Source organism: Pseudomonas sp. ADAK2 TE3594, assembly GCF_053628675.1.
In genome coordinates this window covers 6,309,484-6,324,404 of the sequence record NZ_JBRJGV010000001.1, presented here as the reverse complement: position 1 = coordinate 6,324,404, position 14,921 = coordinate 6,309,484, and the positions used below count along the sequence as shown (strand labels likewise).

Sequence of the window (14,921 nt, the reverse complement as noted above, 5' to 3'; positions counted from 1 at the left end):
GCTACCGTAAAATCATCCCCTTCAAACAAAAGGCCCGTGAATGAACCGCGACAGTCGTCACCTGGAATCGATCCTCCATTCTGACATCCCCCTCACGCGGGACATGGGCCTCAAAGTGCTCGACTGGCACGATCAACAACTGCGCCTGCACCTGCCGCTTGCGGCCAACGTCAATCACAAGAGCACCATGTTCGGTGGCAGCCTGTATTGCGGCGCAGTGCTGGCCGGCTGGGGCTGGCTGCATTTGCGTTTGCGTGAAGAAGGCATCATCGAAGACGGTCACATCGTGATTCAGGAAGGGCAGATCAGCTATCCGCTACCGGTCACTACAGATGCGACGGCGATTTGCCGGGCGCCGAGTGCGGCGGTGTGGAAGAAGTTTCTGGCGATGTATCAGCGGTACGGGCGGGCGCGGTTGACGCTGCATTCACGGATTGTGAATGCCGGGAGTGAAGAGGATGCGGTGCGGTTTACCGGGCAGTATGTCCTTCACCGATGACTGATCGTTCCCACGCTCTGCGTGGGAATGCAGCCCGTGACGCTCCGCGTCACTGGACGCGGAGCGTCCCTAGAGGCATTCCCACGCGGAGCATGGGAACGATCTTAGTTGCGAGCCAAAGCCAACAATTTCTCCCGCCAAGCCGCCTTGGCTGGCAGCGCCAGGAAAAACTCATTCAGCAGCGACTCCCGCGCCGGATAGCAGAACGGCTCACCGCTCAAATCCAACACTTCACCTCCCGCACCTTCCAGCACGCCTTGCGCGGCCGCCGTGTCCCACTGCGAAGTCGGCGCCAACCGCGGATAACAATCCGCCGCCCCTTCCGCCAGTAGGCAAAACTTCAGCGAACTGCCGATATTCGCCAGTTGCAGCTCACCCAAACTGTCACTCAACCCCGCGAGTAACCGCTCCTGCTCAGGGCTCGAATGCCGACGACTGGCAACCACCGTGAAGGCTGCGCCCGCAGTCGGAACCTCGCGAACCTGAATCGGCAATGGCTCGCCACCTTTATCGCCACGCCAGGCACCCAACCCGGCACCGCCGACATAAAAGCGCCCGTTGGTCGGCATCGACACCACACCAAACACCACCCGCCCCTGCTCGATCAGCGCAATGTTGACGGTGAACTCTTCGCTGCCGGAAATAAACTCCTTGGTCCCGTCCAACGGATCGACCAGCCACCAGCGCTGCCACCCGGCGCGCACGCTCTGGGGAATATTGGCGTCCTCTTCGGACAGCACCGGAATGCTCGGGTCCAGCGCCGTCAACCCGGCCAGAATCACATGATGAGCGGCCATGTCGGCGGCGGTGACCGGGGAATCATCGGCCTTTGCAGTCACGGCAACGTTGACGCGCCAGAACGGCAGGATCGCCTCACCAGCCTTCAAAGCCAGTTCAACGACTGGCGCCATCAACGGATGGGGAAAATTCAAGTTCACGGCAAAAACACCCCACGTTGAGTCAGTAGGTCACGGGCCAGATACAGCGCCGCCAAGGCACGGCCCTCAGTGAATCGCGGGTTTTGCGCCAGGGCTGACAATTCACGCAGGTTGATTTTGTCCACCCCCATCGGCTCAGGCTCATCACCTTCCAGGCGTTCTTCGTACAGGTCGGTGGCCAGCACCACCTGGATCTTCTGGCTCATGTAGCCGGGTGACAACGACAACTCAGTCAGATGTTCCAGCTGCCGCGCGCCATACCCGGCCTCTTCCATGAGTTCGCGCTCGGCCGCCGCCAACACGTCTTCGCCCGGCTCGATCAAACCTTTGGGCAGGGACAACTCATAGGCATCGGTGCCGCCGCAGTATTCCTCCACCAATACCGCGTGCTCCGCGTCGAGCATCGCCACGATCATCACCGCGCCATGACCAGTGCCTTTGCCGACCAGACGCTCGTAAGTACGCTCCACGCCATTGGAAAAGCGCAATTTCAGCTCTTCGACGCAGAACAAACGGCTGGTGGCGACGATCTCGCGAGCGAGTACGGTGGGTTTCTGGCGCATGAGAGGCTCCTTGGCGTAAGCGGGTTACTATACCCGGCCTATCCTGATTGTTTATCCCGGATATCTTTTTTACCGCTGGAGAAGTTTTATGTCCCTGCTGCCCTGGCATGACATCGATACCGTTTTGCTGGATATGGACGGCACGCTGCTGGATCTGTACTACGACAACCATTTCTGGATGGAGCACCTGCCCCAGCGTTATGCCGAGCTGCACGGGGTGAGCCGGGCCATGGCGGAGCTGGAGTTGCAGCCGCTGTTCGAGCGCAATGCCGGTCAGTTGCAGTGGTACTGCCTGGATTTCTGGAGCGCCGAGCTGAAGCTGTCGGTGCGCGAACTGAAACTGGAAACCGCGCACCTGATCGCCCTGCGTCCGGATGCAGACACTTTTCTAGCCGCGATCAAACGGGCCGGCAAACGCGTGGTACTGATCACCAACGCCCACCGCGACTCGCTGTCATTGAAGCTGGAGCGAATTGAACTGGCGCCGTATTTCGAGCGCTTGATCAGCTCTCACGATTACGGTTTCCCCAAGGAAAACCCACAGTTCTGGGATGCCTTGCAGGCCGACATCGGCTTCGATCCGGCGCGCAGTCTGTTTATCGACGATACGTTGCCGATTCTGCGCAGTGCGCGCAATTTTGGCGTGGCGCACCTGCTGGCCGTGAGCGAGCCAGACAGCCGCAAAGGGCCGAAGGACACGGCCGAGTTTGCGGCAGTGGGGGATTATCGGGAGCTCATCGCAGGGCTTTAGACCGAGTCGCCTGCATCGCGGGCAAGCCACGCTCCCACAGGTTTTGTGTCGTTCGCGTAGAGTGCATACGACACAAAACCTGTGGGAGCGTGGCTTGCCCGCGATAGCCATCACACGGTCTCAAGCCTTACTCAGGAATCCGCAACACCTGCCCCGGATAGATCTTGTCCGGGTGCGACAGCATTGGTTTGTTGGCCTCGAAGATTTTGTTGTACTTGTTCGCGTCGCCGTATTCGGCCTTGGAAATCGCGCTGAGGGTGTCGCCCTTTTTCACCGTAACGAAGCGAGCGGCCTTCGCCACCGGCCCGGTCACCGTGATCTGGTCATCCACGCTACCGACACCGGCAATATTGCCCACGGCCAACAGAATCTTTTCCTTCTCTTCCTGACTCGCCACTTCACCGGTGACGATGACTTTGTCGCCCTCGATTGTCGCCTGAACATTCGGATTACCCAGGCCGACCTTGCTGATGTGTTCCTTCAACTGCTCACTGGCATTCGCATTGCCAGGTGTCAGCAGATCAATAAGTTTTTCGCCTGCTTCTTTCACAAAGCTAAAAATACTCATGGTGCATTCTCCTTGGGGTTTAGGTTCCAGACGCCAAAGACTAGACCAGCCTTGCGAAGCCCGGTTCCTAGCCGACCAATGACCCAACCCCGCGCAGGCGGTAGAATCGCAAACCTTGCCCGCGCCCTGGAGCGAAGATGGACATCAAGCAGCTCAAATTCCTCATCGCTCTCGACGAAACCCGGCACTTCGGTCAGGCCGCCGCGCGTTGTCACATCACCCAACCGACCCTGTCCATGCGCCTGCGCAGCCTCGAAGAAGAACTCGAACTGCCGCTGGTCAACCGTGGCCAGCGCTTCGAAGGTTTCACCGCGCCGGGCGAGCGTGTGCTGGCGTGGGCACGTACGGTGCTGGCGGCCTACGACGGTTTGCAGGCCGAAGCGGCAGCCTGTCGCGGCAACCTCGTGGGTACGTTACGCCTGGGCGTGGTGCCGCTGTCGAGTTTCGACCCGGTACCGCTGATGCATCGCCTGCACGCCGAGCACCCGAACCTGCGCTTCGAACTCTCGGCCCTGAGTTCCGAGCAGATCCTCGAACAGCTGGCGAACAACCGTCTAGACCTCGGCGTGTCGTACCTGGAGCGTCTGGACGGTGAGCGTTTCGACTCCCTGGCCTTCAGCGAAACCCGCATGGGATTGCTTTACGATCAGCGTTTCTTCAGTTTCGGCGACGCGCCCTTAAGCTGGAAATCGTTGATTGAACTGCCGCTGGGCATGCTCACCAGCGGCATGCATTTTCGCCAGTCCATCGACCATAACTTCCACAGTCGTGGGTTGGCCCCCCAACCGTTGCTGCAAACCGATTCAGTCCACCAATTGTTACAAGCAGTACACGGCGGCCTGTGTTGCGCCGTGATGCCGCTGGATGGTGGTCTTGAAAATCTCACCGATCATTTGCGCCTCCAACCCATCGAAAGCGCCCAGACCCTCGCCCGGCTGGGGCTGATCATGCGTCGCAGTGCTCCACGTTCGGCGCTCGCAGAAGCCTGTTTCGCGATCTATCAACAATCACCGACAGACTCTTGATCGACCCCATCTATCGGCAGATCAGTAATAGCAATTAGACGCGACAAGTTGACACGCCTAGTCTTAAAGCTGACCAAACTGTTGGTGAGCCCATGAACGCCAAGCGCCCTGCCCGCGCGGCGCCTGCCGTTGAAACGCCCGCGACCGCCGCAAGCCAGACGTACAGTTACTGCAACCTTGAATACACCGAATCGGCCAGCACCGCGCTGGCCGAGGAAGTCGCGTTGGCAATTGCCTATAACGGCATCAGCCAGGCGGTCATGTTGGTGACGCCAACGGATCTTGAAGACTTCATCGTCGGCTTCAGCCTCGGCAGCGGCATCATCGAAGACGCTTCAGATATCTACGACCTGCAACTCAGTGGCACAGGTTCGGCGCAATACGCGCAAGTGACCATCGCCAATCGCGCCTTCTGGAACCTCAAGCAGCAGCGTCGGCAACTGGCTGGCACCAGCGGTTGCGGGCTCTGTGGCGTGGAAGCGGTGGAGCAAGCGCTGCCCGACCTCAAAGTATTGCCTGGCGCCCCGCTGCCCCCGGCCGAATGGCTGGACGGCCTGCGCCAACGCATCGGCGAATTCCAGCCGCTGGGCCAACATTGCGGCGCGGTGCATGCCGCAGTGTTCATGAACGGCAATGGCGAATTGCTGCTGGGCCGCGAAGATATCGGTCGACACAACGCCCTCGACAAGCTGATCGGCGGGTTGATCCGCCAGAAAATCCCGACCACTGGCGGCCTGGCGATTGTCACCAGTCGTTGCAGCCTTGAATTGATCCAGAAAGTTTTACGCGCCGGCATCCAGACCCTGGTCAGCCTGTCGTCGCCCACGAGCCTTGCCGTGCAATGGGCCCGTCGACACAACCTCAACCTCATCCACCTGCCGCAGAAAAGTGCGCCGCGGGTCTACAGCCCCGCGACGGAGAATCAAGCGTGAGTCAACATCGTCAAGCCGACCAGAAACCCGTCCCCCGCTACAAGCCCTACAAAGGCCCAGCCGGTGGCTGGGGCGCGCTGATCAGCGTCGCCCAGGCCTGGTTGACCAGCGATAACGCGCTGAAAAACCTCCGCATAATGCTCAAGACCAACCAGAACGGCGGCTTCGACTGCCCAGGTTGCGCCTGGGGCGATTCTCCGGAAAAGGGCATGGTGATGTTTTGCGAGAACGGCGCCAAAGCGGTGAATTGGGAAGCGACCAAACGCCGTGTCGACGCTGCGTTTTTCGCCAAACACAGCGTCAGCTCGCTGCTGGAGCAGAGCGACTACTGGCTTGAATATCAGGGCCGCCTGACCGAGCCGATGAGCTACGACGCCGAGACCGACCGCTACAAACCCATCAGCTGGGATGACGCCTTCGCGCTGATCGGCAAACATTTGCAGGGGCTGTCGAGCCCGGATCAAGCCGAGTTCTACACCTCGGGCCGCGCCAGCAACGAAGCGGCGTACCTCTATCAGCTGTTCGTGCGCGCCTTCGGCACCAACAATTTTCCCGACTGCTCGAACATGTGCCACGAAGCCAGCGGTGTGGCGCTGGCGCAAAGTGTCGGCGTTGGCAAAGGCACCGTGACCTTCGATGACTTCGAACACGCCGATGCGATTTTTGTCTGGGGCCAGAACCCCGGCACCAACCACCCGAGGATGCTCGAACCTCTGCGCGAAGCAGTGAAACGCGGCGCTCAGGTAGTGTGCGTCAACCCGCTGAAAGAACGCGGCCTGGAACGCTTCCAGCACCCGCAACACCCGTTGGAAATGCTCACCAACGGCGACAAGCCGACCAACACCGCCTACTTCCGCCCGGCACTGGGCGGCGACATGGCGGTGCTGCGCGGCATGGCGAAGTTCCTGCTGCAATGGGAACGCGATGCGCAGAAGACCGGCGCCCCGGCGGTGTTCGATCACGACTTCCTCAATGAACATGCGGTCAACGTGCTGGAGTACATGGGCGTCATCGACGATACCCCATGGGAGCAGATCGTCGAGCAGTCCGGTCTGACCCTGGTGGAGATCGAGCAAGCGGCGCGCATGTACGCCAAAGGCAAGAACGTGATCATGTGCTGGGCCATGGGCATTACCCAGCATCGTCATTCAGTGGCGACCATCCAGGAAATCGCCAACCTGATGCTGCTGCGCGGCAACATCGGTCGGCCGGGTGCAGGTCTGTGCCCGGTGCGCGGTCACAGCAATGTGCAGGGCGACCGAACGATGGGCATCAACGAACGTCCGCCAGTGGCGTTCCTCGATTCTCTGGAGCGTCGCTTCCAATTCAAAGTGCCGCGTGAAAACGGCCACAACGTGGTCGAGGCGATTCACGCCATGGCCGACGGCCGATCAAAAGTCTTCATCGGCCTGGGCGGCAACTTCGCCCAAGCCACCCCGGACAGCCCACGGACCTTCCAGGCCTTGAACAACTGCGACCTGACCGTGCAGATCAGCACCAAGCTCAACCGCAGCCATTTGGCCCATGGTAAAGACGCGCTGATCCTGCCGTGCCTGGGCCGTACCGACATCGATATCCAGACTGAAGGCGCTCAAGCGGTAACCGTGGAAGACTCGTTCAGCATGGTCCACGCCTCCAACGGTCAGCTGCAGCCGCTGTCGAACCAGATGCGCTCGGAGCCTGCAATCATCGCCGGCATCGCCGCCGCGACCCTGGGCAGCAAACCGGTGGACTGGAACTGGCTGGTGGCCGATTACAGCCGTATTCGCGACCTGATCGCCGACACCATTCCGGGCTTCCGGGACTTCAACGAGAAAATCCAGAACCCGGGTGGTTTCTACCTGGGCAACAGCGCTGGCGCACGTCGCTGGAATACCCCGTCGGGGCGGGCCAATTTCCGTGCGAACATTCTGCCCAAAGACCTGGTGCACGAACGCACTCGCGCCACCGGCGTACTGCCGGACCTGATCATGCAGTCGATGCGCTCCCACGATCAGTACAACACCACGATTTATGGTCTTGATGACCGTTATCGCGGGGTGAAAGGTCAGCGGAATGTAATGTTCGTCAATGAAGCCGACATCATTCGCCTGGGGTTCAAGCCAGGACAGAAGGCTGACATCGTGTCGATCTGGGATGATGGCCGTGAGCGTCGGGTGAAGGGTTTCACGTTGCTGGCGTTTGATATTCCTGCCGGGCAAGCGGCCGCTTACTATCCGGAAGTGAACCCGCTGGTGCCGCTGGAAAGCACCGGGGATGGCAGCCATACGCCGACGTCGAAGTTTGTGGCGATTCGGTTGGAGGCGGCGAGTGAGACTGGGTTGATCATGGCCAAGTCGGCTTGACGCGGCAGCAGGTCTGGCCTCTTCGCGGGCAAGCCTCGCTCCTACAGTTTTAGAGTCGGTGAACGACACAATTCTGTAGGAGCGAGGCTTGCCCGCGAAGGCGTCAGACCTGAAAACTCATAGACGAGCACTTTCCAATCGCCCACAAAAAAGACCGTTTTTGTATAAAAACGGCCTTTGCGAAGTAGTTAAAGACCGGCGAAAAACAGTTAAGTTCCACCCAAAAAACAGTAACTTATAGAATTGTGCTCAAGTCGTGTTACTCGTCGGATTTCGATTGTCACAACCATGACACAGCCTCAGGATCGCGCCGTCATCCCCTTGAGGTTCCTCTATGAAGTTCTCCTCGATTCTCTTGTTGTCCCTTGGCCTGGTCAGTGGCTTCGCTTCTGCTGGCGGCACCACCGAAGCAGGTGTGGGCGGCGCATTGGGCGGGGTTCTTGGCTCGGTCGTCGGTCAATCGCTAGGCGGCAGTACAGGTTCAACCATTGGCGCGGCCCTGGGCGGCGCGGGTGGTAGCGCAGTCGGCGCAGACAAACGCAGCCGTGGCGAAGCCGCCATTGGCGGTGCGCTGGGCGCAGCAGGCGGTAACGTGGTCGGCCGCAGCATGGGCGGCACCACCGGCAGCCTGATCGGTTCCGCAGCCGGCGGCGGCGCCGGTGGCGCGCTGGGTAACTACATGGGCAACAAGAGCGATGACGACGATGATCGTCGTTCCCATCGTCGTGGTTATGACGATGATGATCGTCGCTACTACCGTGGCCACCCGGGTCGCGGCCATGCCTATGGCCATCGCAAGCATCACCATCGCTATCGCGACTGAGGCTTGAATCGCCTCGTTTACCGGTAGATCAAAAAATCGCAGCCCTCGGGCTGCGATTTTTTTTGCCTCTCAAACCGCCAGTCGTTCCAATGCCCCGCGCAATCCGGCAGGAATCGCCACCGGTTGATTCGACGCCCGATCCACGAACACATGCACGAAGCGCCCTGCCGCACAGGCTTCATCTTCTCCAGCCTTGAACACCGCCAACTCGTATTGCACCGAGCTATTACCCAACTTGCCGACCCGCAGGCCGATCTCGATCCGGTCCGGAAAAGCGATAGAGGCAAAGTAGTCGCAAGCCGAACTCACCACAAAACCCACCACTTCGCCGTCATGGATATCCAGACCACCGACTTCGATCAGGTAGGTGTTCACCGCCGTGTCGAAGAAGCTGTAGTAGGTGACGTTGTTGACGTGACCGTAGGTGTCATTGTCGTGCCAGCGAGTGGTGATGGGCTGAAAGTGCGGGTAGTCGGTGCGTTGGGGCATAGGGTTGGACATCAGTGTTGGTTCCTGGGGTTGAACAGCGAGTCTAAAACGAAAACCGCGTTATCGTTCTTCGCGAGCAAGCCCGCTCCCACATTGGATCTCAGCCGTGCGCAAAATCTGTGTTCGCTGGAGATCGAATTGTGGGAGCAGGCTTGCTCGCGAAGGGGCCTTCACAGGCGCCCCATAAAATCACACGTCAGCGAACCCTCGCCCCTCTGCCGCCAGTTCACCAATCAACCGCGCCGGCGCCCAGTGATCGCCCTGCTTGGTCTCAAGCTGCAACAACCGCAGATGAATATCTTCCAACCCTTGCTGATCCGCCCAGGCCATCGGCCCGCCCTTCTCCGCCGGGAAGCCATAACCGTTGAGGTAGACCAGATCGATGTCCTGCGCCGACGTCGCAATACCTTCCTGAAGAATTTTCGCCCCTTCGTTGACCAGCGCCAGCAAACAACGCTCTAGAACCTCTTCAGGGCCGATCTCACGACGCTGGAACCCCAACCCTTCGCTGACTTCCAGTACCAGCGCATCGACTTGTAGATCGTGCTCAGCCTGGCGACTGCCCGGTTCGTAGTGGTAATACCCGTCGCCACTCTTCTGACCAAAACGCCCAAGCTCGCACAAGCGGTTGTCCACTTGAACTTCCGGCGCATCCTGGCCCTTGCCTGCCAGCTCCCGAGCACGCCATTCCAGATCGATGCCGACCACGTCGTACATGCGGAACGGCCCCATGGCGAAACCAAAACCTTGCAGCGCCGCATCCACCTGATAAGGCAAAGCGCCCTCCAGCAGCATCTTGCGTGCTTCTAGCACGTACGGATGCAGCATGCGGTTGCCAATGAAACCGTGGCAGTTGCCCGACACCACGCTGACCTTGCCCATGCGCTTGCCCAGCTCCAGCGCCGCTTCAAGCACCGCCGGCGCCGTCTGGGCTCCGCGCACGATCTCCAACAATTTCATGATGTGCGCCGGGCTGAAGAAATGCAGGCCCAAGACCTGTTGCGGACGGCGGGTGGCAGCGGCGATGGCGTCAATGTCCAGCGCTGAGGTATTGCTGGCCAGAATCGCTTCAGGTTTGAGCAGGCCGTCGAGTTCGCGGAAGATCTTCTGCTTCAGCTCGAGGTTTTCGTAAACCGCTTCGATGACCAGATCGACATCGCGGATCGCCGCGTAATCGGCAGCCGCCGTCACCCGTGCAATGCGCGCATCGGCCTCGGCCTGATCGATCCGTCCCTGACGCACGTTGTGAGCGTAAGTCTCAGCTACGCTGGCCAGCGCTTGCTCAAGCATCTGCGGATTGTTATCGACCCATTGCACCGGCACCCCGGCGTTGGCCAGGCACATGACAATGCCACGGCCCATGGTGCCCGCACCGATCACGGCGGCGCGCTGAATATCGAACGGTGTCTGGCTCATGTTGTTCTCTTGTTAGCGATCCAAAGACAGTTCTCACCATAGTCAGGCGCCGGGCTTTTTTGAAATTTATTCCTGTGATGAGCGACATTCAGGGGATGGATGTGCCATTCATTGCGGGAAGCCCATTCCCACAACCGCTATCTGCTCTGGGGACCCAGAACTCAGGAAGAATCACAAAGGAGTGATCCAGGCCCAAATGAGCGCTAGCCAACAACTTGAATCAGGTTAAAATTTTCTTATCTGATTTGATGATTTTAAAAAAAATCTTGGTGTGGTAAAAAAAATCTGACCCAGATAGGGGAACTGCGATGGGAAACAGAGTGGGCTACGCCCATTTGATTGATGCGCTAGATCTAAAAGCTATCGAGGTGAAACGGCCTGCGCTCATCCAGCCAGTTACCCGCCTGGAGAAAATCGGCGGTGCGTTGTCCGTTCCGCTGAGCGTTGCGCCAGCGAAAGAAGACTACCTCGCACACATCATGTTTGCGCTAAAGCATGAGGGCGTCAATCTCGCCATTCTGGCTCAGACACTCCCCCGCATTGATGGCCAAATATTGGTCGAAGCCATAACCGAGGCTCCCAGTAGCGCCTACCTGCGCAAAATTTGTTTCCTCTGGGAATTTTTCACTGACCAGCACCTGGACTATCCCGACAACCCTCGCGGCACCGCTACTTTTCTATTTGACCCGGACAACTACATCACCGGGCCATCAGTCCGAAACTCGCGCTGGCGAGTCGACTTCAATGGGCTAGGCACACTTCAATATTGCGCAACAGTCGAACGCACAGCTGAGATTCAGACCCTACTCGACTATGACATTCTTGGGCGATCAAAAGCCTTTATTGGCTCCCTTCCAAAAGAAATGATGGATCGGGCGATCAATTGGGCGTATTTGAGCGAAACCGAATACTCGTTTGCAATCGAGAAGGAAGCCCCCAGTGAGCAGAAGGCGCAACGATTTGTGCAACTGCTCCGCCAGGCACATGAGCGCCAGCCGCTTACGGAAGATTATCTCGTCGCCCTGCAGAACAGCGCGATATCCAACCCCTTTGATCGTGCAGCAGCATTCCGACACGAACAAAACCACCTGAGTAATTCATTTCGCGGCGCTGTTGGCGTGACCTACGTGCCGCCAGCCCCCGAGCTCTGCCGTGAGTTGATGGAAGAGCTGATGACCTTTGCCAACAGAGCACCAGAGCAACTCGACCCATTGGTCGCCGCAGGCATCGCGTCTTTTGGCTTCGTCTTTCTGCACCCCTTCATGGATGGCAATGGCCGTCTTTCGCGCTTCCTGATCCACCTGGCTCTGTGTCGAAGCGGTGCTCTCGAAAACGGCCTCTTGCTACCTGTTTCGGTCGCTATGAAGCGTGAAGAACAACACTATCTGGAAGCACTACAGTCTTTTTCAAAGCCAGTTCGTGAGTTTTGGGATGTTCGCTGGATCGATGCGGAAACAATGACTTTCAACTTCATCGGTGATTCCAGTATCTATCGCTATTGGGATGCCACCGAGTGCGTAGCGTTCACGATGGAAATGGCCAAACGGGCCCTCGAGATAGAGCTGAGAGAGGGAACCGATTTTCTTCAGCGCTTCGATGCTCTCGTGAAGGTTGTAAACGAAAACTACGACGTTCGAGGCAATCTTTTGTCCAGGCTAGTCATGCAGTGCCTGGATCAAAACGGCATCGTGTCCAAAGGCCGTCGCAAACAATACCAAGGATCAATTCAGGAAGAGGTCTTCGACTTTCTTGAGCAACAAGCTCAGTCGCTATTGGCCGATGCTTACGGTGAGTCTACTGAAGACGTTTGAACGGCCTCTGCAGGAGGCCGTGCTTCAGCTTGGCAGGTGCGACAGGGACCAGTCGCGCACGTCGCCATACGGATAATCCTCCAACGCCGCAAACCCCGGAATCGACCGCGCCTTGAGCTTGGTAAACAACGGCACGCTGATCCCGCACAGAAACCGCGTCACGCGCTCTGCCGATGGAGCACTCCCCGTGTGCTGCTCGTGCCTGTGGATAAAATCACCACATAGCGCCTCGAAATTTTTATCCACAAGCGCTGGCAATTCCGGCGGTGCTGGCAGCCGTGCCACGTGGCCGTGACACACGGAACAATGCCCGCACTGCTTCGGTGCGTTTTCGTCACCGAAGTATTCCGCCAGGCGATAGCCCAGGCAATGGTCGGTGGCAAACAGATCGAGCATGGCGTGAATCCGTGCGATCTCAGTGCGCTCGTGTTGGGTGAAGTAGGCGTGCAATTCAGTGCTCAGGGTTGGGGAATCAAAGTCCGCTTGCAGCAGACAGTAGACCTCGGTCATCTGCTTGCTTTCGACCTCGACCCAGCCCTTTTCCTGGAAGTAATCCAGCGCCTTGACCACCCGACTGCGCTCGGCGGAATACTGCTCATACAGCGCATCGAAATTCACCGTGGCCCAAGTCCGTGCGCGACTGGAGGTCTGGATGATCGCCGAGACGAAGTCCTTTCGCTCACCTTCAAATCGGGCAAGCAATGCTTCGGGTTCCTGCAAATACTTGAAGCGGTATTCGGCGTAATAGGCATAACGCGGTGCGATTATTGCGCGCAACTCCAGCTGTACCAGCAAGGTCTTGAGCGGTAACTGGCGAATGTTGCTCTGATCGGCCAAAGGTCCCAGCAGAAACTCCCACTGCCCCTCGGGCACAGCGGCTTGCAACTCCTCGAGCACGCAACGAATGCCATCCCGTTCCGGCGTGTCACCGTAGACGAAGTTTTCCAGCACGTTGAGGCTGTCGCGGTTGGCCAGCACCAGGCAATCGGATGGCTGCCCGTCACGCCCGGCGCGACCGATTTCCTGGCTGTAGTTTTCGATGGATTTAGGCAGGTCGAAATGCACCACGTTGCGGATATCGCTTTTATCGATGCCCATGCCAAAGGCAATGGTGGCGACGATGCAATTGGACTGCCCGCCCATGAACCGCTTTTGTATCCCTTCCCGTTGTTCATGGGGCAAACCGGCGTGATAGGCCTCGGCCTGAATACCATTGCGCCCCAGATGTTCGGCGATGTGCTCAGCGGTTTTCTGCAGGGTGACGTAGACAATACTCGGCTGGCCGGGACGCTGGCTCATCCACTCGACAAGGCGTCGTCGCTTGTCCTGTCCGCGTACCGGTTCCACCAACAGATTGAGGTTGGGTCGGTAGAAGCCAGTGGTCACCACATCCTCGGGGGCGATGGCGAATTTGGCCTCCATGTCGGCAATCACCTTGGGTGTCGCGGTGGCGGTCAGCAGCAGGGCCTGAGGAATGTTGAACTGGCGTTGGTAGTCCGGCAGCTTGAGGTAATCGGGGCGGAAGTTGTGACCCCATTCAGAGATGCAGTGAGCCTCGTCCACCACCAGCAGCGAGATCGGCACCTGCTGCAAAAAATGGCGGAAGCGCTCGTTCTTCAGGCGCTCCACGGAAATCATCAAAATCTTCAATTCGCCGGACTTTGCCCGGGCCATCACATCGCTGGCGTCATCGCGGCTCTGGGCCGAATCGATACTGCCCGCCGCAATGCCGTGGCGCTGCAAAAACGCTAACTGATCCTGCATCAACGCCAGCAACGGCGAGACCACCAGCGTCAGGTGCGGCAACAACAAGGCTGGCAATTGATAGCAAAGAGACTTGCCCGAACCGGTAGGGAAAATCGCCGCCGCCGAGCGCCCGGCCAACACAGCACTGACCGCCGCCTCCTGACCCGGCCGAAACTGTGGATAACCGAAAACCTGTTCCAGGGTGTTGTGCATAAGCTGTCACTCCATTGACCGCTGCGAAGCCCAAAGCCTAGCCGGCGAACGCAGCGAGTCGAGAAAAGGTCAGGGGCAAAAACGATACGGGATGATACAGCGGATAGAACCAGGGCACGGTAAGGCTTGAGGAAAAGGGGCGTTTGTCAGATCGCTTTCGCGAGTCAGGCTCGCTCCCACAGTCGACCGAGTTCTTGCTTGGCGACTCGGTCTAATGTGGGAGCGAGCCTGCTCGCGATGAGGCCAGCACAGTCACTCCAAAATTCATACACACACTCAGGGCACCAACACCGCCACCCGCAGTTGCTCATCCAGCGCCTGCTCATGAAACACCTGGCTCTTGCTCGCCCAAACCGCATGGGCCGGGCTGATTTCGCCAGTGAACGCCGCCGCCAACTGACGCAAATCCGCGACACTTCGTACACGGGGGCAAAAGGGTTCACCGTCACAGTTCTGACTGGCGTTGCGATAGGTAATCAGCAACCGATCCCACAACCCCTCACGCACTTGCCTGACCGACTTGAGCTTCACAGCCTGCACGCCCAGTCGCTGTTTCAGACCCTGTTCGTCCAGCGCTTCGCTGGCCAGCAGTGCCTTGCCCACCATCAACACCTCGGCGCGGGATGCGGTGTCGACATCTGCCTGAGTGGTCAGGGCATCCGGCCAACCGGTGCGGTCCATGTTGGCGAAGATCAGCGAATTACCCGCATCGGCAGCGCCGGTGAAACGGCAAACACCGGCCCACAACAACAATATCGAGGCCATACGCAGCCATTGCATACCTAATTCCCTTTAAGAGTCG

At 58.7% G+C, this 14,921-nt stretch carries 14 protein-coding genes; 7 read left to right on the top strand and 7 right to left on the bottom strand.

Features of this window, described 5'->3' with window-relative positions:
• The first annotated feature begins 40 nt into the window (after window positions 1–40).
• On the top strand, window positions 41–499 hold the full coding sequence (locus AB7M22_RS28455; protein ID WP_454188487.1) for a YiiD C-terminal domain-containing protein: 459 nt from the start codon (window positions 41–43) through the stop codon (window positions 497–499).
• A 104-nt stretch (window positions 500–603) separates the two neighbouring features.
• On the opposite strand, the gene cysQ is transcribed toward AB7M22_RS28455, so the two are convergent.
• The gene (cysQ, locus tag AB7M22_RS28450; RefSeq protein WP_454188486.1) at window positions 604–1,437 is read right to left on the bottom strand and encodes a 3'(2'),5'-bisphosphate nucleotidase CysQ; all 834 of its coding nucleotides are present in this window, start codon (window positions 1,435–1,437) and stop codon (window positions 604–606) included.
• The gene (gene nudE / locus AB7M22_RS28445) at window positions 1,434–2,000 is read right to left on the bottom strand and encodes an ADP compounds hydrolase NudE (protein ID WP_454188485.1); all 567 of its coding nucleotides are present in this window, start codon (window positions 1,998–2,000) and stop codon (window positions 1,434–1,436) included. Before nudE ends, cysQ begins: the two co-directional genes overlap by 4 nt.
• Before the next feature lie 88 nt (window positions 2,001–2,088).
• On the opposite strand from nudE, the gene yrfG reads away from it, so the two are divergent.
• Complete coding sequence (yrfG, locus tag AB7M22_RS28440) at window positions 2,089–2,751, top strand: GMP/IMP nucleotidase (protein ID WP_008005231.1); 663 nt, start codon at window positions 2,089–2,091, stop codon at window positions 2,749–2,751.
• 127 nt (window positions 2,752–2,878) lie between these two features.
• Here the strand turns inward: yrfG and lysM are convergent, their stop codons facing one another.
• Complete coding sequence (gene lysM / locus AB7M22_RS28435; protein ID WP_008005230.1) at window positions 2,879–3,319, bottom strand: peptidoglycan-binding protein LysM; 441 nt, start codon at window positions 3,317–3,319, stop codon at window positions 2,879–2,881.
• Window positions 3,320–3,456: 137 nt separating this feature from the next.
• Between lysM and AB7M22_RS28430 the strand changes: the two genes are divergently transcribed.
• The 4 genes from AB7M22_RS28430 (at window position 3,457) to AB7M22_RS28415 (ending at window position 8,444) form a co-directional block, all read left to right on the top strand.
• Window positions 3,457–4,344, top strand: a complete 888-nt coding sequence (locus tag AB7M22_RS28430; protein ID WP_007895225.1) for a LysR family transcriptional regulator — start codon at window positions 3,457–3,459, stop codon at window positions 4,342–4,344.
• 92 nt (window positions 4,345–4,436) lie between these two features.
• Window positions 4,437–5,276, top strand: coding sequence for a formate dehydrogenase accessory sulfurtransferase FdhD (gene fdhD / locus AB7M22_RS28425; RefSeq protein WP_008005229.1), 840 nt, complete (start codon window positions 4,437–4,439; stop codon window positions 5,274–5,276).
• Window positions 5,273–7,621 (top strand): FdhF/YdeP family oxidoreductase, encoded by a 2,349-nt coding sequence (locus AB7M22_RS28420; protein ID WP_454188484.1) that lies wholly within the window; start codon window positions 5,273–5,275, stop codon window positions 7,619–7,621. Before fdhD ends, AB7M22_RS28420 begins: the two co-directional genes overlap by 4 nt.
• 334 nt (window positions 7,622–7,955) lie before the next feature.
• Window positions 7,956–8,444, top strand: coding sequence for a glycine zipper domain-containing protein (locus AB7M22_RS28415; RefSeq protein WP_454188483.1), 489 nt, complete (start codon window positions 7,956–7,958; stop codon window positions 8,442–8,444).
• Between the two features lie 69 nt (window positions 8,445–8,513).
• On the opposite strand, the gene AB7M22_RS28410 is transcribed toward AB7M22_RS28415, so the two are convergent.
• A complete protein-coding gene (locus AB7M22_RS28410) occupies window positions 8,514–8,945 on the bottom strand; it encodes an acyl-CoA thioesterase (RefSeq protein ID WP_007903048.1) in 432 nt (143 codons plus the stop codon).
• 177 nt (window positions 8,946–9,122) lie between these two features.
• Complete coding sequence (locus tag AB7M22_RS28405; protein WP_454188482.1) at window positions 9,123–10,349, bottom strand: 3-hydroxyacyl-CoA dehydrogenase NAD-binding domain-containing protein; 1,227 nt, start codon at window positions 10,347–10,349, stop codon at window positions 9,123–9,125.
• Between the two features lie 308 nt (window positions 10,350–10,657).
• On the opposite strand from AB7M22_RS28405, the gene AB7M22_RS28400 reads away from it, so the two are divergent.
• Entirely contained in the window at window positions 10,658–12,160 is a 1,503-nt protein-coding gene (locus tag AB7M22_RS28400; RefSeq protein ID WP_454188481.1) for a Fic family protein, read from the top strand.
• 24 nt (window positions 12,161–12,184) lie between these two features.
• On the opposite strand, the gene AB7M22_RS28395 is transcribed toward AB7M22_RS28400, so the two are convergent.
• Together AB7M22_RS28395 and AB7M22_RS28390 are read right to left on the bottom strand one after the other, a co-directional pair.
• Entirely contained in the window at window positions 12,185–14,119 is a 1,935-nt protein-coding gene (locus tag AB7M22_RS28395) for a RecQ family ATP-dependent DNA helicase (RefSeq protein WP_454188480.1), read from the bottom strand.
• Window positions 14,120–14,395: 276 nt separating this feature from the next.
• Window positions 14,396–14,899: a polysaccharide deacetylase gene (locus tag AB7M22_RS28390; protein ID WP_454188479.1), complete on the bottom strand. Its 504-nt coding sequence runs from the start codon at window positions 14,897–14,899 to the stop codon at window positions 14,396–14,398.
• Between the last annotated feature and the right edge of the window lie 22 nt (window positions 14,900–14,921).

Excerpts from the sequence above, each read along its gene's own strand:
- AB7M22_RS28410 (WP_007903048.1), bottom strand. The coding sequence starts at position 8,945 with ATGTCCAACCCTATGCCCCAACGCACCGACTACCCGCACTTTCAGCCC.
- yrfG (WP_008005231.1), top strand. The coding sequence starts at position 2,089 with ATGTCCCTGCTGCCCTGGCATGACATCGATACCGTTTTGCTGGATATG.
- AB7M22_RS28395 (WP_454188480.1), bottom strand. The coding sequence starts at position 14,119 with ATGCACAACACCCTGGAACAGGTTTTCGGTTATCCACAGTTTCGGCCG.
- AB7M22_RS28405 (WP_454188482.1), bottom strand. The coding sequence starts at position 10,349 with ATGAGCCAGACACCGTTCGATATTCAGCGCGCCGCCGTGATCGGTGCG.
- AB7M22_RS28400 (WP_454188481.1), top strand. The coding sequence starts at position 10,658 with ATGGGAAACAGAGTGGGCTACGCCCATTTGATTGATGCGCTAGATCTA.
- lysM (WP_008005230.1), bottom strand. The coding sequence starts at position 3,319 with ATGAGTATTTTTAGCTTTGTGAAAGAAGCAGGCGAAAAACTTATTGAT.
- AB7M22_RS28390 (WP_454188479.1), bottom strand. The coding sequence starts at position 14,899 with ATGCAATGGCTGCGTATGGCCTCGATATTGTTGTTGTGGGCCGGTGTT.
- AB7M22_RS28415 (WP_454188483.1), top strand. The coding sequence starts at position 7,956 with ATGAAGTTCTCCTCGATTCTCTTGTTGTCCCTTGGCCTGGTCAGTGGC.
- AB7M22_RS28455 (WP_454188487.1), top strand. The coding sequence starts at position 41 with ATGAACCGCGACAGTCGTCACCTGGAATCGATCCTCCATTCTGACATC.
- AB7M22_RS28430 (WP_007895225.1), top strand. The coding sequence starts at position 3,457 with ATGGACATCAAGCAGCTCAAATTCCTCATCGCTCTCGACGAAACCCGG.
- fdhD (WP_008005229.1), top strand. The coding sequence starts at position 4,437 with ATGAACGCCAAGCGCCCTGCCCGCGCGGCGCCTGCCGTTGAAACGCCC.
- nudE (WP_454188485.1), bottom strand. The coding sequence starts at position 2,000 with ATGCGCCAGAAACCCACCGTACTCGCTCGCGAGATCGTCGCCACCAGC.